Origin of the sequence: Allobosea massiliensis (genome assembly GCF_042655245.1) — a bacterium.
GTDB lineage: Bacteria > Pseudomonadota > Alphaproteobacteria > Rhizobiales > Beijerinckiaceae > Allobosea > Allobosea massiliensis.
On sequence record NZ_JBHSLU010000046.1, the window covers coordinates 1 to 25,911 of the forward strand.

Consider the following 25,911-nt stretch of genomic DNA (forward strand, 5'->3'; position numbering starts at 1 on the left):
CGGCGCCGACCCGGCCGCGTTCCTGCCTGAGACTGCCGGCGCCACCACGTGACGCCGCAGAGCGCCGCCCGCGACCGTGGATGTATCGGCGCGGGCGGTCACGCTCCGAAACTTGGAAGTCATATGTCGAGCCCGGTCCGGCGTTTCAGTTCAGCCTTACCGATCGCCTTTGCGATGTCCCAAACTGCCGCAATCGCTTCAACGCCGCCCTTTCTCGCTACCTCTTTGGTCTGCTTCCAGACCTCTTGATCGCGGATCGATGCGATGAACTCGTGCCCCTGCCACGAAACCCGCTGAAAATAGATCTCATGGCCGTTGATCATCCGGCCCTTGTCGACATGGATCAGCCCCGCATCGATCATCATCTCGAGGTGGTGGCCGATCGCCTCGCCGGTGACGCCTTCGATCTTCAATTCATCGCGATAGCACGACAGCCCGCGCATCGAGCCGGGGTCCATTTCCATCTGCTCGAGCTTCAGCAAAAGCGTCCTGATGATCTCCATGTCTCGCTGCATCGGTCGGGTCCGGTAAGGATGTGGCGGAATCTGGACGGGAGAGCATCGCATCACGTTTCAGCGCGGGGGTCCATCGCTACAGGGACTTGCAGGCGCTGTCCGCGCGCCCCTAGCGTCGCCAGATGAGGAATCCCCGCCGCTGCTATGACGCCCAAGGCCGGGAGGTTGCACCGGAGACGGTCGGCGGCTTGCTGGCGGCCGGCATCGGCCGGGCCGAGATCTGGTGCAATGGGTGCCACCATCATGCGGAGGTGGCGATCGACCGCTTCCCCGCGGACGCGCCCGTTCCCGATCTCTGCCTGCGCTTCCGGTGCTCGAGGTGCGGCGGGCGCAATCTGTCGTCCAGGCCGAGCGTGATCGACCATTACGACGTGCTGCGCGAGCGCACGGGGATGGGCTATGGGGGCACGCCGAGAGGTTCACAGCCGCCAGCGGGCCGGATCGCTCCATTCCGCTGACGGCCGGCCCGTGCGTCTGGGGGGCAAAGGCTGCGGGCTGGGCGAGCGTGCCTCAGCGCCACCGATCGCTCAACGCGACACTCTGTCCCCGGACTACGACGCGATCATGCTGCCTTCGAGGTGATCCGCATGTAGCTCTCACAGGCGACGGCCAGACGGTCGAGTGATTTCCTCATGGCAATCGGATGTTGAGCGATCTCAATCCCGCGCTCTCGCACAAATTCCGCGGCGCCCTCTCGGAAAGCTTCATTGTCTCGCAGTTCGACAAACGCTTTAACGTCGAAAGCGAGCCCGGCAATTTCGTCGACGATGGACGTGACGTCGTCTCCGAATAGGAACCGGCAACGCCGCTTTGCTGCAAAAATCCGATCGCAGGCGTCGATCGCTGCAGTCTTCTCCCATCTCGACAGTTCCACAGCGTCGGCGATCTGGATGTATACGTCGAAACGCTCCTTGAAGAGATCCAGGGTCAGCTTCTCCTTCGCGGTTTTCCATTGCCGCCATGCTATGAACGCAACCGCTCCAGCGACGCACGTTGGACCCAGGGCTTGAAGCCAGAGGCCCCAAAGGGGCAGCGACGCTGTCATGCCCGTGTCCTCCTGTGCCACGCGTGCGACGTGAACCGGCTGCATCGCCGATGGGTCGCCCGATTCACGTACCTATCGCGTACCTAATCAAGCAAAAGGGCCCAGGCGTTTCGCGCCTAGGCCCTTGAAATTCCTGGCTCCCGGAGCAGGATTCGAACCTGCGACCAATCGATTAACAGTCGATTGCTCTACCGCTGAGCTATCCGGGATCGGTGGGCGGCGTATAGCGACGCCGTCCGGGGGACGCAACCCCTTTCCGTCGATCGATGACGGAAAGGCGACGTCGGGCCTGTGCATGATGCTTGGCTGTTGCAGCGCGCCGCGGCTTATGGTTATTGCGGCCATCGACGTCGCAGCGCGGCGCCGACGGAAGGCCTCGTGGCGGAGTGGTTACGCAGAGGACTGCAAATCCTTGCACCCCGGTTCGATTCCGGGCGAGGCCTCCAAAATCCCCCGATACCGTGATCGTTACCCTGATCGACGCCGTGTCCATGCCGGGTCAGTCGCCCAGCCGGGCGACGACGGGCGATGTCGGCAGCGTATAGGGGGCGACCAGCCTCTCCAGCATGCCAGCTGTCTCGGGATCCTTGGTGAAGCGGATCAGGCTCCAGATTTCCGCCGCCAATTCCAGCAGATGCCGCTCGGCGGCCGCCTCGTCCAACGCCGAAAAATCCAGCTTCACCGCGATCTCGCTCCGGCCCGGCGCGATATAGGCCGCAAGCCTGCCGCGCAGCGTGTCGGAATAACGCGTGATGGCCGGGTTCGGATCGACTCGCGCAATCAGGATTCCGCCTTCGGCCACGGCTGTCAGCATCCGCCGGATCAGGATCGTCCGGTCGAAGGGCGTCAGCTTTCGCAGATTGGTTTCGAGCTCGGGCAGGAAGGCCGCGCGCGGACCGGGCGGGGCCATGGCCGCGCCCGTCTGCGGCAGCGCCAGCGGCCGGAAAAATTCGAGGTCGCAGGCGATGCCGCTGCACCAGACGCGCTGTGCGCTGATCTCGACCGGCACGCGGCGGCCGGAGGCTGCGCCGATGACCGCCTGCTCGCAGTCATAGTAGCCATTGCGGTCCAGCAGCCACAGGCGGCGGTCGCGATCGGGGTCGCCGATCGCCGCGCCGGCGCTGATCGGCGAACGGCCCTCAAGCTCACCCCAGACACGTTCCGTCAGGGCGAGATAGCCATTGTTGGCCGCAAGATAGCGCGCTCCCGAGTGGCCGGTGCTCGTCAAGGCCGTCGCCACATCCGCTCGTTCCACAACGGCCACGCACAGCGACTTCGTATCGAACATCACATCCACCCAACCGAATCGACATGACGTTAGGTCATGTTCGCGTTGCCGGACAGGGCGGCGCGCTTGGTGCCGACGCGGCTTTGCGCGCTATGCGCGAGATTGCCGCGCGGACGACGGGCGAGCCCGGCGTCTTGCCTTTTGCGGCGCGCTCGAACAGAAAGCAGCGATGGCTGGCATGGCGGCCGGCACGGGCGCGAGCGCCCTCCCAACGCCGGCCGGACTCAGGATTTCGGCGGACGGAGATTTCGCGCCATGGAGAGTTTCGCCGCGCTGCGCCGCATGATGGTCGATTGCCAGCTGCGGACCTATGACGTGACGGATCGCAGCGTGCTCGCTGCGGCCGACAGCGTGCCGCGCGAGGCGTTCCTGCCCGCCTCTCTCTCCCATCTCGCCTATCTGGACCAGACGGTGGCGCTGCCGGGAACGAGCCGGGCGCTGATGACGCCGATGGTGCTGGCTCGGATGATCCAAGTGCTGGACGTGCAGCCGGGCGAGGCGGTGCTCGAATATGGCGGAGGCAGCGGCTACGGCGCCGCGCTGATGGCGCAGATGGGCGCCGACGCGACCCTCTGGGAGACCGATGCCGCCGCCCTCGATCTGGCGAAGGCAGCCGTCGCGGCCGCCGGTCTCGCCGTCACAATGACGGCGGATGGGCCCGGCGATGATCGATTCGACGCCGTGCTCGTCGCAGGCGCCTGTGAGGTTCCGCCGGAGGAGCTCTTCCCGCTGCTGCGCGACGGCGGGCGGCTGATCGTGGTCGAGGGGCTCGGACGAGCGGCACGGGTGAAGCTTTATCAGAAGACGTCCGGCGGCGTTTCGGGACGCCCGGTTTTCGACGCTGCAGCGCCCGCTCTGGCCGAGTTCCGCAAGAAACCGGCATTCGTCTTCTAAATTCGCGCGGTGTCGCATTTTTGCGGCACCGACCCACTCTTCGTGCTGCGGTCGCTAACGGCGCGTTGGCGCTCGGGCCGGGCCGGGCTATGTAACGCTCTCTTTGTATGCCGAGGCTGGGGCGATGCCTGGGCGCGACTCGAGTCCGCACATGAGGCGTCCGGTGACACGACGGATTAAGAACGGAACATTCGGCAGGCTCTCGCTCGCCGCGCTCGGACTGGTGCTCGCATCGAGCGTTGCCCCGGGTGCGTTGGCGCAGACCATGGAAGCGGCACTGTCTCGCGCCTACTCCGGCAATCCCACGCTGAATGCGCAGCGCGCCTCGCTCCGTGCGACCAATGAGAACGTACCGCAGGCGCTGTCGGGCTATCGCCCGAGGGTCACGGCCTCCGCCGATATCGGCGCCAGCATCACCGATGCCAATGTGCCGGGCGGCCGGACGTCCACGACCCGGCTCGCTCCGCGCGGCGGCGGCGTCCAGATCGATCAGAACATCTTCGACGGCGGCAAGACCCGCAATTCGGTTGGCCAGGCCGAGTCGCAGGTTCTCGGTGCCCGCGCCACCTTGCGCAATACCGAGCAGAACGTGCTGCTCGACGCGGCGACCTCCTACATGAACGTGCTGCGGGACACCGCGATCCTCACGCTCAACCGCAACAACGTCGAGGTGCTGGAAGAGCAGCTGCGCCAGACCCGCGACCGCTTTCAGGTCGGCGAGGTGACACGCACCGACGTCGCGCAGGCCGAGGCACGGCTGTCGCAGTCCCAGTCCCAGGCGATCCTGGCCGAGTCGAATCTGAAGACGTCGATCGCGCGCTACCGCCAGAATGTCGGCGCCGAGCCGAAGCAGCTAGCACCCGGCAGGCCGGTGGAGCATCTGCTCCCGAAGTCGCTGCCGGCGGCGCTCGATACGGCGCTGACGGGCCATCCGGCGATCGTCGCGTCGCTGCACGGCGTCGATGCGGCGGAGCTGCAGGTCAAGGTCACGGAGGCCGACCTCTATCCTGTTCTGGGCGTGCGCGGTCTCGTGCAGCAGCGCTACGATTCGACCCAGTTCGGCGACAACCGCGCCTCGGCCAGCGTCGTCGGCACACTGACGATTCCGATCTACGAGGGCGGCCAAGTCTATTCGCGGACGCGGCAGGCCAAGGAAACCGCCGGCCAGCGGCGGATCGAGGTCGACACCCAGCGCGACACGGTGCGAGCCGCGGTCGTCTCGGCCTGGGGCAGCCTAGAGGCGGCCAAGGCGCAGATCGTGGCGGCGCAGGCTCAGGTTCAGGCGGCGGAAACGGCGCTCGCCGGCGTTCGCGAGGAGGCCAAGGTCGGCCAGCGTACCACGCTCGACGTGCTGAACGCTCAGCAGGAACTGGTGAGCGCGCGTTCGACGCTGGTGACGGCCCAGCGCGATCGGGTGGTAGCGTCCTATTCTGTGCTGTCGGCCATCGGACGGCTCTCCGCGACGACGCTGAAGCTGCGGACCGAGGTCTATGACGAGCGGCGCCACTACGAGCAGGTCAAGGGATTGCTCTGGGGCACCGAGACTCCGTCCGGTCGCTAAGACTGGCCGGAGCGCTGCGCTCCAGCCTCGCCTGTCGACATTCGCGCAACAGGGGCGGTTTCCCTGTGGGTTGAACCGGCCTGCGCCTTGCCTGACGTCGCCTGCGTGAAATACTCGATGGCTGGGCGGCGTTGATTCTGTCGGTGCGCCCGGAGTCGAGTGGTCCGGATCAGATGAGCGCGCAACCGAAGGCCAACGAACCCTCCATGGAGGAGATCCTCGCCTCCATCAGGCGGATCATCTCCGATGATGAGGTCAAGCCGGCGGAAGCCGGCGTCGAAGCCGCGCCGATCGCCGAGGAGCCACCACCGCCGCCTCCGATCGAGGATGACGTTCTCGATCTCGGCGCTGAAGCCGCGCTCGTCCCGCCGCCGGAGCCGGAGGCCGTCCCGCCAGCCGATGGTGATGTCGACTTCCTGGAGCCGCCTCCGCCGCCGGAGCCGGAGCCCGTGGCGATTGTGCCACCGCCTCCGCCCCCCGCGCCGGAGCCTGCCCCCTCCTTTGCGGCTGCGCCTCCGCCACCCGCCTTCGACATGGCGCAACTGCTGTCCGATCAGACCAGCTCGGCCGTGACCAGCGCCTTCGGCCAGCTCGCGCATACGGTGCTGACCAACAATGCGCGAACGCTCGAGGATCTCGTCAAGGACATGCTCAAGCCGATGCTCAAGACCTGGCTCGATGACAACCTCCCGACGATGGTCGAGCGACTGGTGCGTGCCGAGATCGAGCGGGTCGCGCGCGGCGGCCGTCACTAAGCGACCAGCCGCGCGTCCGTCTCAGCGGTCGCCGAGGCGCTGCCGGCTTTCGACCGCGGGCGTCTTCAGGCGCTCGAAGGCGCCGGCCTCGTTGAGCCGCTTGATCGCGAGTGCCATGACCGTCATCGCCATCGTCGGAGCGCCGAGGCGCGACACGAGCATCGACAGACCGACTGCGACGGGGCGGGGATAGCGACCGGAGGCGGCTTCCGCCGCAATCCAGGCGCCGACGGCGTGGACGAGCAGGTTCATCACAGGGCCACCTTGCGGTTGACGCCGAGATCGGGCTTGGCGCCGGTGAGGGCTGCCGCAGCCATCTTCACCGTGGTGACGATCTTGCCCGGGCTCGCCCAGAACTCGGCCATGGACGGGCGCACGCGCAACACGCGGATGTTCGGATCGTCCTCGCTGTCCCAGAAGGCCTTGTTGCTCGGATCCCACAACTCCTTCACCTTGGCGCGGTCGTCGACCACGGTCGCCGTGCCGGTGACGGAGACGTAGCGCATGCCGCTGTTGTCGGCGAAGGCGACGCAGACATTGTCATTGATGCGGATCTCGTCATCCTTGTGGTGGCGACGATCGGTGAGGAAGTAGATCGTGTCCTCGTCACGCTCGCCATGGGCGTGCATCGGGCGGGCGCGCAGCTCGTCGCCCTCGCCGTCATGGGTCACGAGCATGGCGAATTTGATATCGTCGATAAGGTCCCAGACCTGAGTCTGGTCGGTGTGATGGGTCATGGTGAAGCTCCTGCTGGATTGCAGGTTCAACCGGCAGGGGCCGCGCTGGTTCCTTGGCGCGACCTCGCGGTTGCCGCCAGCGGTTGACGCGGGGGGGCGGGTTGCGCTCTTAAGTCCGGCGACCTTTCGGGCCTCAGATTTATCCGGCCGGGCCGAGCCCCGGCCGTTTTCCGTTCGAGCGAAGCGATGATGGACAAGACATTCGAGCCGGCCGCCGTCGAGGCACGGATCAGCAAGGCCTGGGAAGAGGCGAATGCCTTCGCCGCCGGGCGCGGCGCGGCGCCGGGCGCCGAGCCCTACTGCATCGTGATCCCGCCGCCCAACGTCACCGGCTCGCTGCATATGGGCCACGCGCTCAACAACACGCTGCAGGACGTGCTCTGCCGCTTCGAGCGGATGCGCGGCAAGGATGTGCTCTGGCAGCCGGGCACCGACCATGCCGGCATCGCGACGCAGATGGTCGTCGAACGCCGGCTCGCGGCCGAGAACAAGACCGACCGCCGCACGATGGGCCGCGAGGCCTTCCTGGCCGAGGTCTGGAAGTGGAAGGAGGAGTCCGGCGGGACGATCGTCAACCAGCTGAAGCGTCTGGGGGCCTCCTGCGACTGGTCGCGCGAGCGCTTCACCATGGATGAGGGGCTGAGCCAGGCCGTCCTCAAGGTCTTCGTCGCCCTGCACGAGCAGGGGCTCATCTACCGCGCCAAGCGGCTGGTGAACTGGGACCCGAAGTTCCAGACCGCGATTTCGGATCTCGAGGTCGTGCAGGTCGAGAAGACCGGCTCGTTCAAATGGCAGCGCGGCAATGAGGATGCGTTCGACGCCGCCAAGCTCGACAAGGTTCTGAACAAGGACCCGGGCGGGCATCTCTACTATTTCAACTATCCGCTCGAAGGCGTGACCTACGATGCCGACGACGCTTCGACCTATATCCAGGTCGCGACGACGCGGCCGGAGACGATGCTGGGCGACACCGGCGTCGCCGTGCATCCGGAGAACGAGCGGATCGGCCATCTGATCGGCCGAAACGCCGTATTGCCGCTGGTCGGCCGCATCATCCCGATCGTCGGCGACGATTATGCCGATCCGGAGAAGGGCACCGGCGCGGTCAAGATCACCCCGGCGCACGACTTCAATGATTTCGAGGTCGGCAAGCGGCACAAGCTCGCGGTCATCAACATCCTCGACGGCGAGGCGAAGATTGTTTCCAGCTTCTGGCAAGATTTCAGCTTCAAAAAATCGAGCGCGAACGTTCAACTGGCGGACGAACCCATAGTGGGGGACTCGGCTAGCGAACAAATTCCCGAGAATTTACGCGGTCTCGACCGCTTTGCAGCGCGCAAAGCAGTGGTCGCGATGATGGCTGAACGCGGCTATCTCGCCAAGATCGAGCCCAACACCAACACCGTCCCGCATGGCGACCGCTCGGACGTCGTGATCGAGCCCTGGCTGACCGACCAGTGGTATGTCGACGTCAAGCCGCTGGCGAACCGCGCGCTCAAGGCGGTGCAGGACGGGCGGACGAAGTTCACACCCGAGAACTGGACCAAGGTCTATTACGACTGGCTGGAGAACATCGAGCCCTGGTGCGTCTCGCGCCAGCTCTGGTGGGGCCACCAGATTCCGGCCTGGTACGGACCCGATGGCGAATGTTTCGTCGCGGAATCGGAGGCCGCGGCCCAGGCCAAGGCGATCGGCCATTATGGCGGGGCGGTCCAGCTCACGCGCGATGAGGACGTACTCGACACCTGGTTCTCCTCGGCGCTCTGGCCGTTCTCGACGCTGGGCTGGCCGGAGGATACGGCCGAGCTGAAGCGCTACTACCCGACGGCGACGCTCGTCACCGCCTTCGACATCATCTTCTTCTGGGTCGCCCGGATGATGATGATGGGCCTCAACTTCATGGACGAGGTGCCGTTCAGGGACGTCTACATCCACGCCATCGTTCGCGACGAGAAGGGCGCGAAGATGTCGAAGTCGAAGGGCAACGTCATCGACCCGCTGACGCTGGTCGATCAGTACGGGGCCGATGCGCTGCGCTTCACGCTGGCGGCGATGGCGGCGCAGGGGCGCGACATCAAGCTCGCGACGGCGCGCGTCGAGGGCTACCGCAACTTCGCGACCAAGATCTGGAACGCGGCACGCTTCGCCGAGATGAATGGCTGCGCGCGCGTTGCCGGCTTCGACCCGGCGCAGGTGAGGCTGCCGCTCAACCGCTGGATCCTGAGCGAGGCGGCGACCGCGGCCGAAGACATCGCGGCGGGCATCCCGAGCTTCAAGTTCAACGAAGCGGCGGGCGCGGCCTACCGCTTCGTCTGGAACCAGTTCTGCGACTGGTATCTGGAGCTGGCGAAGCCGGTGCTGCAGGGCGAGGGCGTCGATCCGGCCGAGAAGGCCGAGACGCAGGCGACGGTCGCGCATGTCATCGACCTGATCTGCCAGTTGCTGCATCCCTTCATGCCCTTCCTCACCGAGGAGCTCTGGGCACAGAAGGCGGGCGAGGGGGTTCCGCGTGTCCTCTCCGCAGGCGATGCGTCGCTCGTCTGCCTGACCCGCTGGCCGGATCTCGCTGCGCTGAAGGACGCTGCGGCGGAGGCCGAGATCGGCTTCGTCGTCGACCTGATCTCCGACATCCGCTCGGTCCGCTCCGAGGTCAATGTGCCGGCCGGCACGCAGGCGCCGCTGGTACTGGTGAACGCCTCGGTGGCCACGCGTGCCACGGTCGAGGCCTGGGCCCCGATGATCCAGCGCCTCGCTCGGGTGTCCGACATCGCCTTCGAGAGCGTCTCGCCGGCGCAGTCAGCGCAGATCATCGTGCGCGGCGAGGTCGCGGCGCTGCCGCTGGCCGGGATCATCGATCTCGAGGTCGAGCGCAGCCGCCTGACCAAGGAGTTGGGGAAGCTCGATCAGGACATCGCGACCGTCGACCGGAAGCTCGGCAATCCGGACTTCATGGCGCGGGCGCCCGAGGAGATCGTCGAGGAGAACCGCGAGCGCAAGGCGGCGGCGGAAGCGCGCAAGCTGAAGATCGCGGAGGCTCTGGCGCGGTTGTCGTAGAGGCGCCGTGCTGCTTGGGCCGGTGGCTCGGTCGGGGAGGCCAGCATGTTCCGCCGTGACGCCTTCGGACGCTTCGATCCCGACGATTTCGTGACGGCGCGGGGCACGCCCTCGCGCCGCCATCTGCTGACGGGGCTCGCCGCGTCAGGGCTGCTGCTGGCGGCTCCGCCGGTCTTGGCGCAGCGGCTCTGGACGAACCCGGTCTTCGCGGCCGACCCGTTTTCGCTCGGCGTCGCCTCGGGCGATCCTGCCGAGGACGGGTTCGTGATCTGGACGAAGCTTGCACCCGAACCTCTGGCCGAGCATGGCGGCATGCCGATGCGGGGCGTCGAGGTCTCGTGGGAGGTGGCCGAGGACGAGGGCTTCACCCGGGTCCTGCAGCGCGGCACCGGGCTGGCGCGGCCGGAGCTGGGCCATGCGGTGCATGTCGAGGTGACCGGCCTGCAGCCTGACCGCTTCTATGCCTATCGCTTCACCTGTGGCGGCGTGCGCAGCCCGATTGGGCGCGCCCGCACCTTTCCGGCGGCGGGGGCGGCGGTCGAGGCGATGCGCTTCGGCGTGGTCGGCTGCCAGCGCTATGAGGACGGCTTTTTCACGGCCTTCCGTCATGCGGCGGAGGAGCGCTTCGACTTCATCTACCACTACGGCGATTACATCTACGAATACCGCACGATCCGACCGGGAGACCGCCCGCTGACGGTGGCGCGCGTGATGCCGGGCGATCCCGACGAGATCTACGCGCTGTCCGACTATCGCCGCCGTTACGCGCTCTACAAGCTCGACCCCGACCTCCAGGCCGCCCATGCCTCGGCGCCGTGGCTGGTCTCCTTCGACGACCACGAGATCGACAACAACTGGGCCGGTGCTATCTCCGAAGAGGCGGGCGTGCCGCCTGAGATCTTCGCGCTGCGACGGGCGGCGGGCTTCCAGGCCTGGTACGAGCACATGCCGCTACGGCGCAGCGCCTTGCCGAACGGGCCGGCGATCCAGGCCTATCGGCGGTTCCGCTATGGCGAACTCGCCCGGATCGATGTGCTCGACACGCGCCAGTTCCGCAGCGACCAGCCCTGTGGCGACGGCTGGCAGGTGGGGTGTGCCGAGGCGCTGGCGCCCGAGCGCACCATGCTCGGCCCTGCGCAGGAGGCGTGGCTGCGCGATGGTTTTCGCCTGCCGCCGCCGCGCTGGACGGTGCTGGCGCAGCAGGTAATGATGATGCGCCTCGACAGTGCGCCCGAGATCGGAACGGCCCGGTACCACATGGACAAGTGGGACGGCGCGGCGGCCGCGCGGCGGCGGCTGTTCGACGCGCTCGGCGAGGCGGGGGTGGTCAACACGGTGGTCCTCACCGGGGACATCCATCAGAACTGGGCGGGCGAGCTAAAGGCCGATTTCGACGATGCGGGTTCGGCCACTGTCGGGGTCGAGTTCGTCGCGACGTCGATCAGCTCCGGCGGCGACGGTGCGCCGATGACCCGTGCAGGCGGGTCGGTCTGCAGAAGAACCCGCATATCCGCTATTTCAACAACCAGCGCGGCTATCTGCGCCACTCGGTCGGCCGGGACCGCTGGCAGGCCGATTATCGCGTGCTGGACCGTGTCAGCGAGAAAGGCGCCGGCGTCGCGACGGCCGCGAGCTTCGTCGTCGAAGCGGGACGGCGCGGCCTGCGCCCCGCCTGAGCGTCGCGCCCGTTTTCGGCCGCGCAGGCGTCGTCAAATTGACGTTACTGCAAGACATCTCTGGCATTCTTCCCGTGACACGGTTAGATGCGCGTGGGGCGCAAGCCCGCCATGCATCTCGACGCCGATAACCCAAGACCGGTTGTTCTTCCGCCATGTTGAAGCGCGCCTATGACGGGCTGGTTGCCTATTCCTCCCATCCGGCCGCCCCTTGGCTGCTGTTCTTCCTGACCTTCGTCGAGAGTTCGGTCAGTCCGCTGCCGCCGATCCCACTGCTGATTCCGATGTGCATCGCGAGGCCGGACCGCGCCTGGTTCTATGCCGGCGTCTGCTCGCTGGGGGCGGTGCTCGGCGGCTATCTCGGCTATGCCATCGGCGCGCTGCTCTACGACTCGCTCGGCTCCTGGCTGATCAGCATCTACGGCCTGCAGGACAAGGCGGCCGAGCTGATCGCGACCTCGCAGGATTTCTGGTTCTGGGTTCTGGTGACCAAGGGTCTGACGCCGATCCCCTTCAAGATCGTGACGATCATGTCGGGCTTCCTGCACTTCGACCTGTGGAAGTTTACGATCGGTATGATCATTTCGCGCGTCACCTTCTTCGCCATGATCGCCATCGCGCTGCGCTATTATGGCGACGACATCCGCATCTTTATCGAAAAGCACCTGCCGATGACGGCGCTGGCGCTGGTGGTGGTCATCGTCGGCGGCTTCTTCGTGCTGCCGATGGTGCTCTGAAGAGCTGCGATCGGCAGCGGCGGGGACGCCGGTTTGTGACATCGGCGCAACAGTTCCACGGATTGCGCCGACTGCCCGTGCTGCCGAGGGAACCGCCGCGATCCCGCCACAAAACGCCCGCAGCTAAGAGACGCGATAAGTCTCTGAGATATAGACGAATTAAAGTCTGTGTCTGGTGCGGTGGACGCGGCTCGGCGCGTCTTTGGAGGGGTAGGGCGGCGTTGCGCCCGGCTTGGCCTGCGTGGCACATCTGCCGCGCGCGTCACAGCGCAGGGTGGAACGAGGAAAAAGACGATGGATGCGCGTGTTTTCGACAAGTCCCGGCTCCCCAGCCGGCATGTGAGCGTGGGACCGGCCCGCGCCCCGCACCGCTCCTATTATTACGCCATGGGCATGACCGCCCGGCAGATTTCCCAGCCCTTCGTCGGCGTCGCCTCCTGCTGGAACGAGGCCGCGCCCTGCAACATTTCGCTGATGCGCCAGGCCCAGGCGGTGAAGAAGGGCGTGGCTTCGGCCAACGGCACGCCGCGCGAGTTCTGCACGATCACCGTCACCGACGGCATCGCCATGGGCCACCAGGGCATGAAGTCGTCGCTCGCCTCACGCGAATGCATCGCCGACTCGGTCGAGCTGACGATGCGCGGCCATTGCTATGACGCGCTGGTCGGCCTCGCTGGCTGCGACAAGTCGCTGCCCGGCATGATGATGGCGATGGTGCGCCTGAACGTGCCCTCGATCTTCATCTATGGCGGCTCGATCCTTCCCGGCACCTTCAAGGGCAAGCCGGTCACCGTCCAGGACGTGTTCGAGGCCGTCGGCAAGCACTCCGTCGGCGCGATGTCGGACGAGGACCTGCAGGAACTGGAAGAGGCGGCCTGTCCGTCGGCCGGCTCCTGCGGCGCGCAGTTCACTGCCAACACGATGGCGACCGTCGCCGAGGCGATCGGCCTGGCGCTGCCCTATAGCTGCGGCGCCCCGGCGCCTTACGATGTGCGCGACACCTTCTGCTACACCGCCGGCGAGATGGTGATGGAGCTGATCGCCCGCAACATCCGCCCGCGCGACATCGTCACCCGCAAGGCGCTCGAGAATGCGGCGATGGTCGTTGCGGCTTCGGGCGGCTCGACCAATGGCGCGCTGCACCTGCCGGCGATCGCGCATGAATGCGGCATCGATTTCGATCTCTTCGCCGTCGCCGACATCTTCAAGAAGACGCCCTACATCGCCGATCTGAAGCCGGGCGGAAAATATGTCGCCAAGGACATGTTCGAGGTCGGCGGCATTCCTCTGCTGATGAAGACACTGCTCGACCATGGCTTCCTGCACGGCGACTGCATGACCGTCACCGGCCGGACGATCGCCGAGAACCTGGCAAGCGTGAAGTGGAACGACGAGCAGGACGTGATCCGTCCCGCCAACAAGCCGCTGTCTGACAATGGTGGCGTCGTCGGACTGCAGGGCAACCTCGCGCCCGAGGGTGCGATCGTGAAGATCGCCGGCATGACGACCGAGCAATTGACCTTCACTGGCCCGGCTCGCTGCTTCGACTGCGAGGAGGACGCCTTCGCCTGCGTCAGCCAGCGCGGCTACAATGTCGGCGACGTTCTGGTGATCCGCTATGAGGGGCCGAAGGGCGGTCCCGGCATGCGCGAGATGCTGTCGACCACTGCTGCCCTCTACGGACAGGGCATGGGCGACAAGGTCGCGCTCATCACCGACGGGCGCTTCTCGGGCGCCACGCGCGGCTTCTGCGTCGGCCATGTCGGGCCTGAGGCCGCCGTCGGCGGACCGATCGGCCTGATCCGCGACGGCGACATCATCGAGCTCGACGCGATCACAGGAAAGCTCGCAGTCCGCCTTTCTGATGCCGAACTTGAGGAGCGTCGTAAGAGCTGGGTGCCGCGCAAGACGGACTACAACTCCGGTGCCCTCTGGAAATACGCGCAGACCGTCGGCTCCGCCAAGGGAGGGGCCGTGACCCATCCGGGCGGCGCCGCCGAGACCCATTGCTATGCGGATATCTGAGACCACGATCGCAGCATTGCTCCTCGTCCTGGGCGGCCAGCAGGCCGCCTGGGCGCAGGACGCCATGGGCGCTCGTGGTCCGGTTCCGCCCCGGCCGATTCCCGGCGTCGCGCTTCCCGAGCCCGGCGCCCTCGACGCGCCCTCCGCGGGCGCCGCGAGCCTCGCTCCGTCTCCCGATGCCCCGGCCGCCCATACGGCGCTGCCGCTCGTGCCCTTCAGCAGTGCGCGCGATGCGATCCGGGCCTGGATGCGCGACTCCACCGCCGGCAATCAGGCCGGTGCCGTACGCGCGCTCGAATATGCGGCCGCGCAGGGCCATCTGACGGCACAGTTCAAGCTTGGCCGGATGTATGCCGGCGGCGAGGGTGTACCCGCCAACGATCTCAAGGCCTTCGAGTATTTCTCGAAGATCGCGGACGAGAACGCCGATGCGATTCCCGGCACTGCCAATGGCCGCATCGTCGGCAGCGCCTTCGTCGCGCTCGGTGGCTATTTCATGGACGGCATCAAGGGCAGCTATGTCCGCCCGAACATCGACCGCGCCTTCGACATGTTCCATTACGCGGCCTCCTATTTCGGCGACCCGGAAGGCCAGTACAATCTCGGCCGGCTCTACATGAACGGGCAGGGCACGCGTCGCGACGCCCGCCAGGCGGCGCGCTGGATGAAGCTTTCGGCCGAGAAGGGCTATGCGCCTGCTCGTGCCGTCTTCGGCGACATGCTGTTGCGCGGGGCCGAGGGCGTGCCGCGGCAGCCGGTGCTCGGGTTGATGTGGTTGTCGCTCGCGCGGGAGAGCGCCGATCCCGACCGCGAGACCTGGATCATCGAGCGCCACGACACCGCGTTCTCGACGGCTTCCGCCAGCGACCGCACGGCGGCGCTCGCCCTGATCGAGCGTCAGCAGGTCGCCGGCGCGCGCGCGCCACAGCGCTGACTGACCCCATTTTTCGGACGCCAGTCGCATCCGGCCGCGCGAACGCCGCGTAACGGCTCCGTCAACCGGAGTGTCGTTCCATGCGCATCCCCGCCGCCATCCTCGCCGCGCTTCTCGCGCTGCCGAGTGCTCCGAGCCTGGGCGATGTCGCCTATGAGAACTGGCCGGTCCTGACCGATCCCTTCCCGAGCACGGGCGGGGGCGGCATCATGATCCATGACTACGATCCGGTCGTTGCCGATGGGCGCTGCAGCACGAACTTCCGTGCGATCGAGCCGAACGGCACCGTCTATCGCAACGCCATCGTTTTTGACGCGGTCGAGACCCAGGGCGGCATTCTCTGCACCAACGGACAGTGGCGGTCGCTCGACAGCGATGCCTCCGGCACCACGCCGTTCAAGGTGTTCATCAAAGCTGGCGTGAAACGGGGCACGGCCGAGTAGAACGGCGGGTGCGCGTCACGCCGCACGCAGCTCCACCATCACGGGCACATGGTCCGAAGGCTTGTCCCAACCGCGGACATGTTTGGCGATTTGGACTCCATCCAGCCTGTCGGCCGCCTGCGGCGAGAGCAAAAGATGGTCGATGCGGATGCCGTTGTTCCGCTGCCAAGCGCCGGCCTGATAGTCCCAGAATGTGTACAGTCCGGCGTCGTCGGTGGTGGCGCGCAGGGCCTCGGTGAGGCCGAGATTGATCAGGTCGCGAAAGGCCGAGCGGGTCTGCGGCAGGAAGAGTGCGTCCGAGACCCAGGCGGCGGGGTCGCGCGCGTCACGCGGCTCGGGGATCACATTGTAGTCGCCGGCCAGCACCAGCGGCTCCTCATGGGCGAGCAGCATCCGCGTATGGGCGGCGAGCCGCTTCATCCAGCCGAGCTTGTAGGGATACTTCTCGGTGTTCGGCGGGTTGCCGTTCGGCAGATAGATCGAGGCCAGCCGCACGACGCCGCTGCCGAGCGGCAGAACGCCCTCGAGATAGCGCGCCTGCTCGTCGGAATCGTCGCCCGGCAGCCCGCGGCGGACGTCCTCGAGCTTCGCCCGCGACAGGATCGCGACGCCGTTGAAGGTCTTCTGGCCGTGGGTCTCGACCTGCCAGCCGGCCTCCTCGATCTCACGGCGCGGGAAATCGGCATCGACGCATTTGATCTCCTGTAGGCAGAGCGCATCGGGCTGCGCCTCCTTCAGGAAATCCAGCAGGTGGCCGAGCCGCTGGCGGACCGAGTTCACGTTCCAGGTGGCGATGCGCAAAGGAAAGGCTCCGGATCAGAAGAGACGCAGGATAAGCGGCACGAGCGCCGCCGTGACAAGCCCGTTCAGCCCCATCGCGATGGCGGCGAAAGCGCCGGCCACAGGATTGACCTGGAAGGCGCGTGCCGTGCCGATGCCATGCGCCGCAAGCCCCGCTGCGAAGCCGCGTGCGCGCCAGTCGGTGCAGCGGAGGGCGACCATCAGCGGCGTCACCATCACGGCGCCGAGGATGCCGGTCGCAATCACCAGCGTCGCCGTCAGCGAGGGCTCGCCGCCGATCTCTCGGGAAATGCCCATGGCGATCGCCGCCGTGACCGACTTCGGCGCGAGGGCGGCCAGCATCGGCTGCGGGATCCCGAAGGCGGCGGCGACGCCGACGGCGCTGACCACAGCGGTCAGGGCGCCGGCGAGGAGCGCGGCCAGAATCGGCAGCACAGCCTTGCGCACCAGTGGCCAGTGACGGTGCAGGGGGAGAGCGAGCGCGACAGTGGCCGGGCCGAGCAGAAAATGGACGAATTGCGCGCCCTGGAAATAGGTTTCGAAGGGCGTGCGCGTCGCCGTCAGGATCGCGGCGAGAAGGGCGACGGCGATCAGCACGGGGTTGGCGAGCGGGTGGCGCCCGAAACGGGCGGAGATCCGATCTGCGACGACATAGGCCGCCAGCGTCACCGTCAGCCAGAGAAGCGGGTCGGCGGCGAGATAGACCCAGAGCGTCTCGACGCGCGTCAGATCCGGCGCCGTCACGGGGTGGGGTCCGGTCGACTGCCAACCAGCGCGGCGACCTTGACGAAGACGAAGGCGGTGACGGCCAGCGTCAGCGCGGTCGAGAGGACGAGTGCGGTCAGCAGGCCTGGACCATAGGCGAGCAGCGCGCCGGCGTGGCGGACGATCCCGGTTCCGGCCGGAACGAACAGCAGGGAGAGATGAGCGAGCAGCACGCCCGCCACCGTCGCCAATGGCGCGCCATCCAGAGCTGCCGAGGGCCGCCAGCGCAGGCCGAGAAAGAGCAATACGAGACCGATGACCGGCCCAGGCACCGGCAGCGCGAGAAGTCGCGCCAGCGCTTCGCCGACGAGCTGGCAGGTGAGCAGCAGGGTGAGAGCGACGATCATGCGGAATGCTCCGGGAGGGGTCCAGCCTATCGCGCCTTCGTTCCATCAACAAAAAACCTCCCCGCATCGCTGCGGGGAGGTGTAGACGACCGGACGGTCGCAATAGGTCAGGGGCAGGCGCGCACGACGCCGCCCTTGGCGATATAGGTGCCGGTCTCGGGATCGTAAGACTTGAAGCGGCGCGAGCAATAGGCCACCGCATCGACGTCGGCCTCGCTGTAGCCATAGGCGCGCACGGGAGCCCCGTAGACCGGCGCCGGGGCGGCATAGACCGGCGCGGGCGCGACATAGACCGGGGCAGGCTCGACATAGCGCGGGCCGGCGAGGGCGCCGGCGGCGAGCGCACCGCCGATCACACCGGCAGCGATGCCGGCGCCGACCGCCGCTCCGCGGCCGCCCCGGTAATAGCCCCCGCGATAGCCGTAGCGCGGCCCATAATAGCCATAGCGACGATACTGAACCGTCTCGACGAGATCGCCGGCCGCTGCAGCGGTCGCGAGGGCAGGGTTCGCCGTCGCCATGATCGGCGCGGCGGAGGCCGGAGTGGCGATCAGGGCCGTACCGACCAGCGCAGCCGCGAGGCTGAAGGTCTTGATCATGGACAGATCCTCTCTTCTGGAGCGAGAGGAAGCTTGCGCGTCCTCCGAAGGGTCACCGAGCGTAACGCGGACGCTCGTATTCGGAAAGCGTGTCACAGGATCGCGTCAAAATTTCGTCGTCCTCGCGCGTGTAGACCGACATCGCTGACGCGGCGGAAGCGCTTGCGCGCGTTCGAATTGCATTCCATATCGCAGCGGCTGATTTTGCACTGCATCATCCGTTGCAAGGATACGAGGCCGATCATGTCTCAAGCTGGCGAAAGCCCTCATCAGAAGCCGGCGCTGCCGACCTCGCAGCTCAGCCTCATGTCGAAGATCATCTTCGGTTCGCGCTGGCTGCAGCTGCCGCTCTATCTCGGGCTGATCGTGGCGCAGTGCGTCTATGTCTTCAAGTTTCTCAAGGAACTGGTGCATCTCGTACAGCACGCGACGGATTTCAGCGAGCAGCAGATCATGCTGGTCGTGCTGGGCCTGATCGACGTGGTGATGATCTCGAACCTGCTGGTGATGGTCATCGTCGGCGGATACGAGACCTTCGTCTCGCGGCTGAACCTCCAGGGGCATCCCGACCAGCCCGAATGGCTGAGCCATGTCAACGCCAGCGTGCTGAAGATTAAGCTCGCCATGGCGATCATCGGCATCTCGTCGATCCATCTGCTGCGGACCTTCATCGAGGCCGGCAACATCGGCAGCGCCAACCGCACCACCGACTACACCGAGACCGGCATCATCCTGCAAACCGTGATCCACACGATCTTCATCGTCTCGGCGATCGGCATCGCCTGGGTCGACCGGATGACGGTGACCGCTGCGGCTGCGAGCAAGGCGCACTGACGCGCAAGGCAGCGCGGCGGCTCAGCGCAGGCGGGGGCTACTGCCCCCGTCCGGCCCGCGCGGCGAAGCGGATCGCCTCCTCGGCGGCACGGAACAGGGCTTTGGCCTTGTTCACGCATTCCGCCTGCTCGGAGGCGGGATTCGAATCGTAGACGATGCCCGCGCCGGCCTGGACATGCATGCGCCCGTCCTTGACCACCGCCGTGCGCAGCACGATGCAGGTGTCCATCTCACCATTGGCGCCGAAATAGCCGATGCAGCCGCCATAGGCGCCGCGCGCGTCGTGTTCGAGCTCGTCGATGATCTCCATCGCCCGCACCTTCGGCGCGCCGGAGACCGTGCCAGCCGGAAAGCCCGCTGACAGCGCCGCCAGCGCGTCATGGCGCGGATCGATCGTCCCCTCGACATTGGAGACGATGTGCATGACCTGGCTGTAGCGCTCGATGAAAAAGGAATCGGTGACCTTGACCGAGCCGATCTGCGCGACTCGGCCAACATCGTTGCGGCCGAGATCGAGCAGCATCAGATGCTCGGCGCGCTCCTTGGGATCGGCCAGCAACTCCTGAGCCAGGGCCTCGTCCTCGGCCGGAGTGGCGCCACGGCGGCGCGTGCCGGCGATCGGGCGGATCGTGACCGTGTCGTCGCGCAGCCGCACCAGGATCTCGGGGCTCGAACAGACGATCTGGAAATCGGTGAAGTCGAGATAGCACAGGAAAGGCGCCGGATTGACGCGCCGCAGCGCCCGGTAGAGCGCGAAGGGCGGCAGCTGGAACGGGGCCTCGAAGCGCTGCGACAGCACGACCTGGAAGATGTCGCCGGCGCGGATATAGTCCTGCGCGGCCGCCACCATCTCGTGGAAGCGCTCCTCGCTGGTGTTCGACATGATCGCCGGCTCCGGCAGAGCGGCGATGTCGGTCGCGGCGTCCGGCGGCAGCGGACCTTCGAGCGCGCACACCACCGCATCGAGCCGCTCCAGCGCCCGCTCATGCGCGGCGCGGGCGGGAACGCCGGGCTGGTGGCGCACCGGCGTCACGACATGGATCTCGTCGCGCACCGAATCGAACACGACCATCAGGGTGGGCCGGGTCAGGATCGCGTCGGGCACGCCCGTGCCGGTTTCCTTGGGCTCCGGCAGGCGCTCCATCAGGCGCACCATGTCGTAGCCGAGATAGCCGAAGACGCCCGCCGCCATCGGCGGCAGTTCGCCGCTCCCCGGCGCGTCGGCGTCAGGAATGGCGCTCTCTTCCAGCAGCGCCCGCAGGCTTTCGAAGGCCGGGCGGGGATCGGCGAGGAAGCCGTCGCCCAGCGCCGGGCGGCAGAGCGAAGCCTGGCCGCGATGGCAGCGCCAGATCAGATCGGGCTCGAGGCCGATCATCGAGTAGCGTCCCCGCACCGCGCCGCCCTCGACCGATTCGAGCAGGAAGGCCGGCCCGGTCGTGGCGTGGCGCAGCTTCAGGAAGGCGGCGACGGGGGTCTCGCAATCGCCGACCAGCACCTGCCGCAGCAATTGCGGGGTGCCGGCTTCATAGGCGGCGGCGAAGGCCTCCTGATCCTGCGCCTCCGCCATGGTCAGTTCTGGTTCCCGCCCGTGGCATTGCGGAAGGCGGTCTCGTTGATCGAGACGCCCAGCTCAGTCTGCCGCTGCGCGACATACTGCGTGAGGATGTCCTCGCTGACGCTGGCCGCCAGGGTGCGGGCGAAGTTTTCCGCCTCCTGCGTCGTGCGGGCATAGCTCGGCACCGTGGCGGCATCGACCTTGAACAGGATGCGCCCGCCATCGGCGATGGCGGCGGAGGCACTCTTGCCGGCCGGTGTCCCGAAGATCAGGTTGATCACATTGGCCGGCAGGTCGGGGCGCTGCTCCTGGCGGCTGAGGCCGGCCGCCTGCTCGATGGTGAGGCCGGCCGAAGCCGCGACCGCATCGAAGGCCTCGCCCTTGTCGATCCGTTCGACGAGTTCGCGCGCCTTGGCGGCGAGGCGGGTCGCGACCTCGTCCGCACGCCACTGCGCCTCGACCTGCGCCTTGACCTCGTCGAAGCCCTGTTCGCGCGAGGGATCGATCTTCTTGACGTCGTACCAGACATAGCCGGCATCGCGCGGCAGCCGGACCGCCTCGTTGTCCACGCCGGGCTCCGAGCGGAAGATCCCCTGGATGGTCGCGTCGCCGCCGGGCAAGGCCGGTTCGGTGCCGCCATCGGCCCGGCGCAGGCTCGCATCGATCGGTCCGACGCTGCGCAGGGGCAGGTTGAACTCCTTGGCGATCTCGGCCAGCGGCTTGGCGGCGGCACGCTGATCCTCGATCCGATCATGGATCTCGGTGATGCGGCTCGCCGCCCGGCGGGTCGCGACGTCGCTGCGCATTTCGGCGGCGACCTCGTCGAAGGGACGTACCGCTTCCGGCACGATCGCGGTGACCCGCAGCAGGACGGGGCCGAAGGCGCTGGTGACCGGGGGGCTGACTGTGCCCTCCGCCAGCGCGAAGGCGGCCTCGCGCACGGCCGGATCGAAGACCTGGGTCCGCGTGAAGGTGCCCAGCGTCAGATCGGCGGCGGCGACGTTGCGGGCGGCCGCGACGGCATCGAAGGTTTCGCCGGCCTCGATGCGCGCGCGGGCGGCCTGGGCTTCTTCCGCGGTCGGGAACGCGATCTGCTGGATGGTCCGGGTTTCGGGCGTGGTGAAGCGCTGGGCCTTGACCTCCTCATAGCGCGCACGGGCATCCGCCTCGCTGACGGTTCCGGCATCGGCCAGGCTCTCGGCGGTGAGCGCGAGCAGATCGGCGGTGCGCCGCTCCGGCGCGCGGAAGGCGCTCTTGCGCTCGTCATAGAAGGTCTTGAGCTGCGCCTCGGTCGGAGCCGGGATCTCGCCGGCGAAGGCGGGGGCGAGGCGGACGAGGGTGATATCGCGGCGCTCGTTGCGCAGGCGGTGGCCGAGTTCCTGAAGCGCGACGGGGGAGGTGACCGCGCCGACGACCATCTCGCCGATCTGCTGGCGCAGGATCGTGGCGCGCTGCTCGCGGACATAGGCCTGTTCGGTGAAGCCGTTGGCGCGCAGCAGCTCGTTGAAGCGGGCGGCGGAGAAATTGCCGGAGGCGTCGCGGAAAGCGGGGTCCTCGAAGATCAGGTTGCGGATGGTGTCGTCGGACACGGCGAGACGCATGGAGCGCGCCGTCTGGTCGAGCACCGATTCCGTGATGAGGCGGGATAGGACCTGCCGGTCGAGACCGAGCGCACGCGCCATCTCGGGGGTGATCTGGCGGCGCTGCTGGCGAGTCAGCTGCTGGACATCGTTCTGGAAGGCCGTGCGGACCTGCTCCAGCCCGATCTCGGCCTTGCCGACGCGGGCCACGGAGTTGCGACCATAACCCTGGAAAATGTCGCCGATGCCCCAGATCGCGAAGGAGAAGATCAGGAAGCCGAACAGGACGAAGATCACGAGCTTGCCGAGGAAGCTCTGGCCCGCCTTGCGGATGCCCGTCATCATCATGGAAGTCGGTCTTTCCCTGGCCTGGCGGGGCGCGTGGAACGTCCCTGCCGGTTTTCGTCGGTGCCGCTTATAGGAACCGCGAGGCGTTGCCGCAATCGCCCGCGCGGATTCGTGTCGTGGCTGCACGACGGCGCGCCGCGCGATTGCGGGGCGCGCCCGCGGTTGCTAGAGCCGGGCCAACGAACAGGAGGATGCAGGTGACGCGCAGCATCAGGCCCCTGGTGGCCGGCAACTGGAAGATGAACGGGCTGAAGGCGGATCTCGCCATCGGCTCCGAAGTGGCCAAGGGCTATGATCGCGCCCTGAAGAGCGCGGTCGATCTGGCGATCTGCCCGCCCGCCAGCCTGCTCTATCTGGCGAGCGCGGCTCTGGTCGGCACGCGGATCGCGACCGGCGGCCAGGATTGCAGCATGCAGGAGGCGGGCGCCTTCACTGGCGAAGTCTCCGCCGCGATGCTCGCCGATGCCGGGGCCACCTTCGCCATCGTCGGCCATTCCGAGCGGCGCACGCTCCATGGCGAGACCAACGCGACCGTGAAGGCGAAGGCCGAGGCTGCGCAAAGAGCGCTGCTGGTGCCGATCGTCTGCGTCGGCGAGACCAAAGCCGAGCGCGAGGCGGGCAAGGCGGTCGCGGTCGTCCGCAAGCAGCTGCGCGGCTCCGTGCCGGAGGGCTCCACGGCGGCGACGCTCGTGGTGGCCTATGAGCCGGTCTGGGCGATCGGCACCGGGCTCACCCCCACCGCGGCCGATGTCGCGGAGATGCACGAGGCGATCCGCGGCGAGCTCGGCCGCATGCTCGGCAAGGCGGCGGCTGCGGGCGTGCGCCTGCTCTATGGCGGCTCGGTGAAACCGTCCAACGCGGCCGAATTGATGAATGTTGCCCATGTCGATGGCGCTCTGGTCGGCGGGGCGAGCCTCAAGGCCGAGGACTTCCTCGCGATCGCGCGCGCCTGCGCCTGAGCGGCGCGAAGCAAAACCGCGTCGGGCGGCGATCGCCGGGGTGGTGTGGCCGTCGCTTGCGTGCTATGGGCCGCGCCGACCCCGCTGGCCGGCTCCGGCCTGCGGCGGCATGAGGTGCGGGTGGCCCTTGGCGGCGGCCCGCTCCGGACCCATTTGGTGAGCCTGGCTCAGTCTGTCGAGAACATGCAGAACGTCATCATCGTCATCCACCTGATCATCGTGGTCGCGCTCGTCGGCGTGGTCCTGCTGCAGCGCTCCGAGGGCGGCGGGCTCGGCATGGGCTCCGGCGGTGGCGGGGCGGGCGGCTTCATGACCGGCCGCGGCCAGGCCAATGCGCTGACGCGGGCGACGGCGATCCTGGCCGGGGCCTTCTTCCTGACCTCGATCATCCTGGCGGTGATGGCGACGCGCGGCCGCGTCCAGCGCTCGATCATCGATGGCGCGCCGACCCAGAGCGCGCCCGCCACGCCGACTGGGCCGAGCGCCCCGAACGCCGGTGGCGTTCTGGATCAGCTCCGGCAGATGCAGGCACCGAGCGGCGCACCGCAGCCGCCGACCCCGGCGGCGCCAGCGCCGCAGCAGTAAGGCCGGCACGTCCCGTAAAAGCGCCTCGCGCTTTGATGTTCAGGACGCGCCCGAGAAAGTCTGGGCAGGGGCCGGGCAACCGGCCCTTCTCTTTTGTGTGGGGTGCGCGGGCCGGTCGGCCGGGCGTGCCTGTGGACAAGCGTGCAGGGCAAGACGGGGCTGCACGCCTGGACTTAGCGAATCGCGCCCGTCGCTTTAGAGGTGTCCTCCCATGACGCGGTATGTCTTCATCACCGGCGGCGTGGTGTCTTCGCTGGGCAAGGGCCTGGCGGCGGCGGCGCTCGCCGCCCTCCTGCAGGCGCGCGGCCACACGGTCCGCCTGCGCAAGCTCGATCCTTATCTCAACGTCGATCCGGGCACGATGAGCCCGTATCAGCATGGCGAGGTCTTCGTCACCGACGACGGCGCGGAGACCGATCTCGATCTCGGCCATTACGAGCGCTTCACCGGCCGGCCCTGCAACAAGGGCGACAACATCACCACCGGCCGCATCTACATGGACATCCTGACCAAGGAGCGTCGCGGCGACTATCTCGGCGCGACGATCCAGGTCGTGCCGCATGTCACCAACGCCATCAAGGAGTTCATCCTCGACGGCAATGAGGACTACGACTTCACCCTGGTCGAGATCGGCGGCACGGTCGGCGACATCGAGAGCCTGCCCTTCCTCGAGGCGATCCGGCAGGTGAACCAGCAGCTGCCGCGCGGGCAGTGCATCTTCATCCACCTGACGCTGCTGCCCTATATCCCGACGGCCGGCGAGCTGAAGACCAAGCCGACGCAGCACTCGGTCGCCGAGCTGCGCTCGATCGGCATCCAGCCCGACATCCTGCTCTGCCGCACTGACCGCGAGATCCCGCGCGAGGAGCGCCGCAAGCTCGCGCTGTTCTGCAATGTCCGCGAGACGGCCGTGATCGAGGCCCGCGACGTCGCCTCGATCTACGACGTGCCGCTGTCCTATCATGCGGAAGGGCTCGACAACGAGGTTCTGGCGGCCTTCGGCATGGATGCGGGCGGCGAGCCCGACGTTTCCAACTGGCGCCGGATCTCCGAGCGGGTGAAGAACCCCGAGGGCGAGGTCACCATCGCCATCGTCGGCAAATATACCGGGATGAAGGACGCCTATAAGTCCCTGATCGAGGCGCTGATGCATGGCGGCATCGCCAATCGCGTCAAGGTCAATCTCGACTGGATCGAGTCCGAGGTCTTCGAGAAGGAGGATCCGGCGCCCTTCCTCGAGCATGTCCACGGCATCCTGGTGCCGGGCGGCTTCGGCCATCGCGGCGCCGAGGGCAAGATCAGGGCGGCGACCTTCGCCCGGCAGCGCAAGGTGCCCTATTTCGGCATCTGCTTCGGCATGCAGATGGCGGTGATCGAGGCCGCGCGCTCGCTCGCCGGCATCACCGACGCAAACTCGACCGAGTTCGGCCCCACGACCGAGCCCGTCGTCGGCCTGATGACCGAGTGGATGCGCGGCAACGAACTCGAGCAGCGCGCGGCCGACGGCAATCTCGGCGGCACCATGCGGCTCGGCGCCTATGCCTCGACGCTGGCGGCGGGTTCCAAGATCGCGCAGATCTACGGCACGACCGAGATCTCCGAGCGGCATCGCCACCGCTACGAGGTCAATATGAGCTATCGCGACCGGCTCGAGGCGAAAGGCATGAGCTTCTGCGGCCTGTCGCCGGATGGTCTTCTGCCCGAGACGATCGAGTATCCGGACCATCCCTGGTTCATCGGCGTGCAGTATCACCCCGAGCTGAAATCGCGCCCCTTCGAGCCGCATCCGCTGTTTGCGAGCTTCGTCCAGGCCGCGATGGTGCAGAGCCGGCTGGTCTGAGGCGGGTGGTGACGGCCGGCGCAGCCTGATGCGG

25 protein-coding genes and 2 tRNA genes are annotated in these 25,911 nt (G+C 67.3%); 15 read left to right on the forward strand and 12 right to left on the reverse strand.

All coding sequences use genetic code 11. The features are described from left to right. Positions 1-119: 119 nt before the first annotated feature. Positions 120-503 (reverse strand): DUF2513 domain-containing protein, encoded by a 384-nt coding sequence (locus tag ACFPN9_RS14965; RefSeq protein ID WP_377817214.1) that lies wholly within the window; start codon positions 501-503, stop codon positions 120-122. A gap of 134 nt (positions 504-637) precedes the next feature. On the opposite strand from ACFPN9_RS14965, the gene ACFPN9_RS14970 reads away from it, so the two are divergent. Beyond that, the gene (locus tag ACFPN9_RS14970; RefSeq protein WP_377817215.1) at positions 638-973 is read left to right on the forward strand and encodes a hypothetical protein; all 336 of its coding nucleotides are present in this window, start codon (positions 638-640) and stop codon (positions 971-973) included. 104 nt (positions 974-1,077) lie between these two features. Here ACFPN9_RS14970 and ACFPN9_RS14975 read toward each other — a convergent pair whose 3' ends face one another. Beyond that, positions 1,078-1,560, reverse strand: a complete 483-nt coding sequence (locus ACFPN9_RS14975; protein ID WP_377817216.1) for a hypothetical protein — start codon at positions 1,558-1,560, stop codon at positions 1,078-1,080. 134 nt (positions 1,561-1,694) lie between these two features. Then, a tRNA-Asn gene (locus tag ACFPN9_RS14980) sits at positions 1,695-1,769 on the reverse strand. A gap of 163 nt (positions 1,770-1,932) precedes the next feature. Between ACFPN9_RS14980 and ACFPN9_RS14985 the strand changes: the two genes are divergently transcribed. After that, a tRNA-Cys gene (locus ACFPN9_RS14985) sits at positions 1,933-2,006 on the forward strand. A 53-nt stretch (positions 2,007-2,059) separates the two neighbouring features. Here ACFPN9_RS14985 and ACFPN9_RS14990 read toward each other — a convergent pair. Then, positions 2,060-2,788: a hypothetical protein gene (locus ACFPN9_RS14990; protein ID WP_156446674.1), complete on the reverse strand. Its 729-nt coding sequence runs from the start codon at positions 2,786-2,788 to the stop codon at positions 2,060-2,062. A gap of 315 nt (positions 2,789-3,103) precedes the next feature. On the opposite strand from ACFPN9_RS14990, the gene ACFPN9_RS14995 reads away from it, so the two are divergent. The 3 genes from ACFPN9_RS14995 (at position 3,104) to ACFPN9_RS30325 (ending at position 6,058) form a co-directional block, all read left to right on the forward strand. Continuing rightward, positions 3,104-3,742, forward strand: a complete 639-nt coding sequence (locus ACFPN9_RS14995; RefSeq protein WP_066725713.1) for a protein-L-isoaspartate O-methyltransferase family protein — start codon at positions 3,104-3,106, stop codon at positions 3,740-3,742. Between the two features lie 163 nt (positions 3,743-3,905). After that, complete coding sequence (locus ACFPN9_RS15000; protein WP_066725715.1) at positions 3,906-5,303, forward strand: TolC family outer membrane protein; 1,398 nt, start codon at positions 3,906-3,908, stop codon at positions 5,301-5,303. A gap of 206 nt (positions 5,304-5,509) precedes the next feature. Continuing rightward, positions 5,510-6,058, forward strand: coding sequence for a DUF2497 domain-containing protein (locus tag ACFPN9_RS30325; RefSeq protein ID WP_066725781.1), 549 nt, complete (start codon positions 5,510-5,512; stop codon positions 6,056-6,058). Positions 6,059-6,079: 21 nt separating this feature from the next. On the opposite strand, the gene ACFPN9_RS15010 is transcribed toward ACFPN9_RS30325, so the two are convergent. Then, positions 6,080-6,310 carry a hypothetical protein gene (locus tag ACFPN9_RS15010; RefSeq protein WP_066725716.1) on the reverse strand — a complete coding sequence of 77 codons (231 nt, stop codon included), beginning with the start codon at positions 6,308-6,310 and terminating at the stop codon, positions 6,080-6,082. Continuing rightward, positions 6,310-6,795, reverse strand: coding sequence for a pyridoxamine 5'-phosphate oxidase family protein (locus ACFPN9_RS15015; RefSeq protein WP_066725717.1), 486 nt, complete (start codon positions 6,793-6,795; stop codon positions 6,310-6,312). Before ACFPN9_RS15015 ends, ACFPN9_RS15010 begins: the two co-directional genes overlap by 1 nt. A gap of 186 nt (positions 6,796-6,981) precedes the next feature. Here ACFPN9_RS15015 and ACFPN9_RS15020 point away from each other — a divergent pair, with 186 nt between their 5' ends. From ACFPN9_RS15020 to ACFPN9_RS15045, 6 genes are all read left to right on the forward strand, one after another. Continuing rightward, the gene (locus ACFPN9_RS15020) at positions 6,982-9,849 is read left to right on the forward strand and encodes a valine--tRNA ligase (protein ID WP_066725718.1); all 2,868 of its coding nucleotides are present in this window, start codon (positions 6,982-6,984) and stop codon (positions 9,847-9,849) included. 90 nt (positions 9,850-9,939) lie between these two features. Continuing rightward, positions 9,940-11,700, forward strand: a complete 1,761-nt coding sequence (locus ACFPN9_RS15025; protein WP_377817217.1) for an alkaline phosphatase D family protein — start codon at positions 9,940-9,942, stop codon at positions 11,698-11,700. Further along, on the forward strand, positions 11,681-12,262 hold the full coding sequence (locus tag ACFPN9_RS15030) for a YqaA family protein (RefSeq protein WP_066725721.1): 582 nt from the start codon (positions 11,681-11,683) through the stop codon (positions 12,260-12,262). The genes ACFPN9_RS15025 and ACFPN9_RS15030 overlap by 20 nt, the downstream gene beginning before the upstream one ends. 294 nt (positions 12,263-12,556) lie before the next feature. Beyond that, complete coding sequence (gene ilvD / locus ACFPN9_RS15035) at positions 12,557-14,287, forward strand: dihydroxy-acid dehydratase (protein ID WP_066725726.1); 1,731 nt, start codon at positions 12,557-12,559, stop codon at positions 14,285-14,287. Continuing rightward, a complete protein-coding gene (locus ACFPN9_RS15040) occupies positions 14,274-15,221 on the forward strand; it encodes a tetratricopeptide repeat protein (protein ID WP_245282350.1) in 948 nt (315 codons plus the stop codon). The genes ilvD and ACFPN9_RS15040 overlap by 14 nt, the downstream gene beginning before the upstream one ends. A gap of 80 nt (positions 15,222-15,301) precedes the next feature. Next, a complete protein-coding gene (locus tag ACFPN9_RS15045; protein ID WP_066719315.1) occupies positions 15,302-15,664 on the forward strand; it encodes a hypothetical protein in 363 nt (120 codons plus the stop codon). Positions 15,665-15,679: 15 nt separating this feature from the next. On the opposite strand, the gene xth is transcribed toward ACFPN9_RS15045, so the two are convergent. The 4 genes from xth to ACFPN9_RS15065 form a co-directional block, all read right to left on the reverse strand. Further along, entirely contained in the window at positions 15,680-16,465 is a 786-nt protein-coding gene (xth, locus tag ACFPN9_RS15050) for an exodeoxyribonuclease III (protein ID WP_066719318.1), read from the reverse strand. A gap of 15 nt (positions 16,466-16,480) precedes the next feature. Next, positions 16,481-17,209, reverse strand: a complete 729-nt coding sequence (locus ACFPN9_RS15055) for an LrgB family protein (RefSeq protein WP_377817218.1) — start codon at positions 17,207-17,209, stop codon at positions 16,481-16,483. After that, positions 17,206-17,577: a CidA/LrgA family protein gene (locus ACFPN9_RS15060; RefSeq protein WP_066719323.1), complete on the reverse strand. Its 372-nt coding sequence runs from the start codon at positions 17,575-17,577 to the stop codon at positions 17,206-17,208. The genes ACFPN9_RS15055 and ACFPN9_RS15060 overlap by 4 nt, the downstream gene beginning before the upstream one ends. A gap of 107 nt (positions 17,578-17,684) precedes the next feature. Then, the gene (locus tag ACFPN9_RS15065; RefSeq protein WP_066719326.1) at positions 17,685-18,176 is read right to left on the reverse strand and encodes a BA14K family protein; all 492 of its coding nucleotides are present in this window, start codon (positions 18,174-18,176) and stop codon (positions 17,685-17,687) included. A gap of 243 nt (positions 18,177-18,419) precedes the next feature. On the opposite strand from ACFPN9_RS15065, the gene ACFPN9_RS15070 reads away from it, so the two are divergent. Then, entirely contained in the window at positions 18,420-19,010 is a 591-nt protein-coding gene (locus tag ACFPN9_RS15070; RefSeq protein WP_066719329.1) for a TIGR00645 family protein, read from the forward strand. Positions 19,011-19,047: 37 nt separating this feature from the next. On the opposite strand, the gene trpE is transcribed toward ACFPN9_RS15070, so the two are convergent. Together trpE and ACFPN9_RS15080 are read right to left on the reverse strand one after the other, a co-directional pair. Beyond that, positions 19,048-20,577: an anthranilate synthase component I gene (gene trpE, locus ACFPN9_RS15075; RefSeq protein WP_066719331.1), complete on the reverse strand. Its 1,530-nt coding sequence runs from the start codon at positions 20,575-20,577 to the stop codon at positions 19,048-19,050. Positions 20,578-20,579: 2 nt separating this feature from the next. After that, positions 20,580-22,493, reverse strand: a complete 1,914-nt coding sequence (locus tag ACFPN9_RS15080) for a peptidylprolyl isomerase (protein ID WP_245282351.1) — start codon at positions 22,491-22,493, stop codon at positions 20,580-20,582. 197 nt (positions 22,494-22,690) lie between these two features. On the opposite strand from ACFPN9_RS15080, the gene tpiA reads away from it, so the two are divergent. The 3 genes from tpiA to ACFPN9_RS15095 all read left to right on the forward strand — a co-directional run bounded on the left by tpiA (position 22,691) and on the right by ACFPN9_RS15095 (position 25,877). Then, the gene (tpiA, locus tag ACFPN9_RS15085) at positions 22,691-23,452 is read left to right on the forward strand and encodes a triose-phosphate isomerase (RefSeq protein WP_066719339.1); all 762 of its coding nucleotides are present in this window, start codon (positions 22,691-22,693) and stop codon (positions 23,450-23,452) included. 183 nt (positions 23,453-23,635) lie between these two features. Beyond that, on the forward strand, positions 23,636-24,037 hold the full coding sequence (gene secG / locus ACFPN9_RS15090; RefSeq protein ID WP_066719342.1) for a preprotein translocase subunit SecG: 402 nt from the start codon (positions 23,636-23,638) through the stop codon (positions 24,035-24,037). 211 nt (positions 24,038-24,248) lie between these two features. Further along, positions 24,249-25,877 (forward strand): CTP synthase, encoded by a 1,629-nt coding sequence (locus ACFPN9_RS15095; protein WP_066719333.1) that lies wholly within the window; start codon positions 24,249-24,251, stop codon positions 25,875-25,877. The last annotated feature ends 34 nt before the right edge of the window (positions 25,878-25,911 follow it).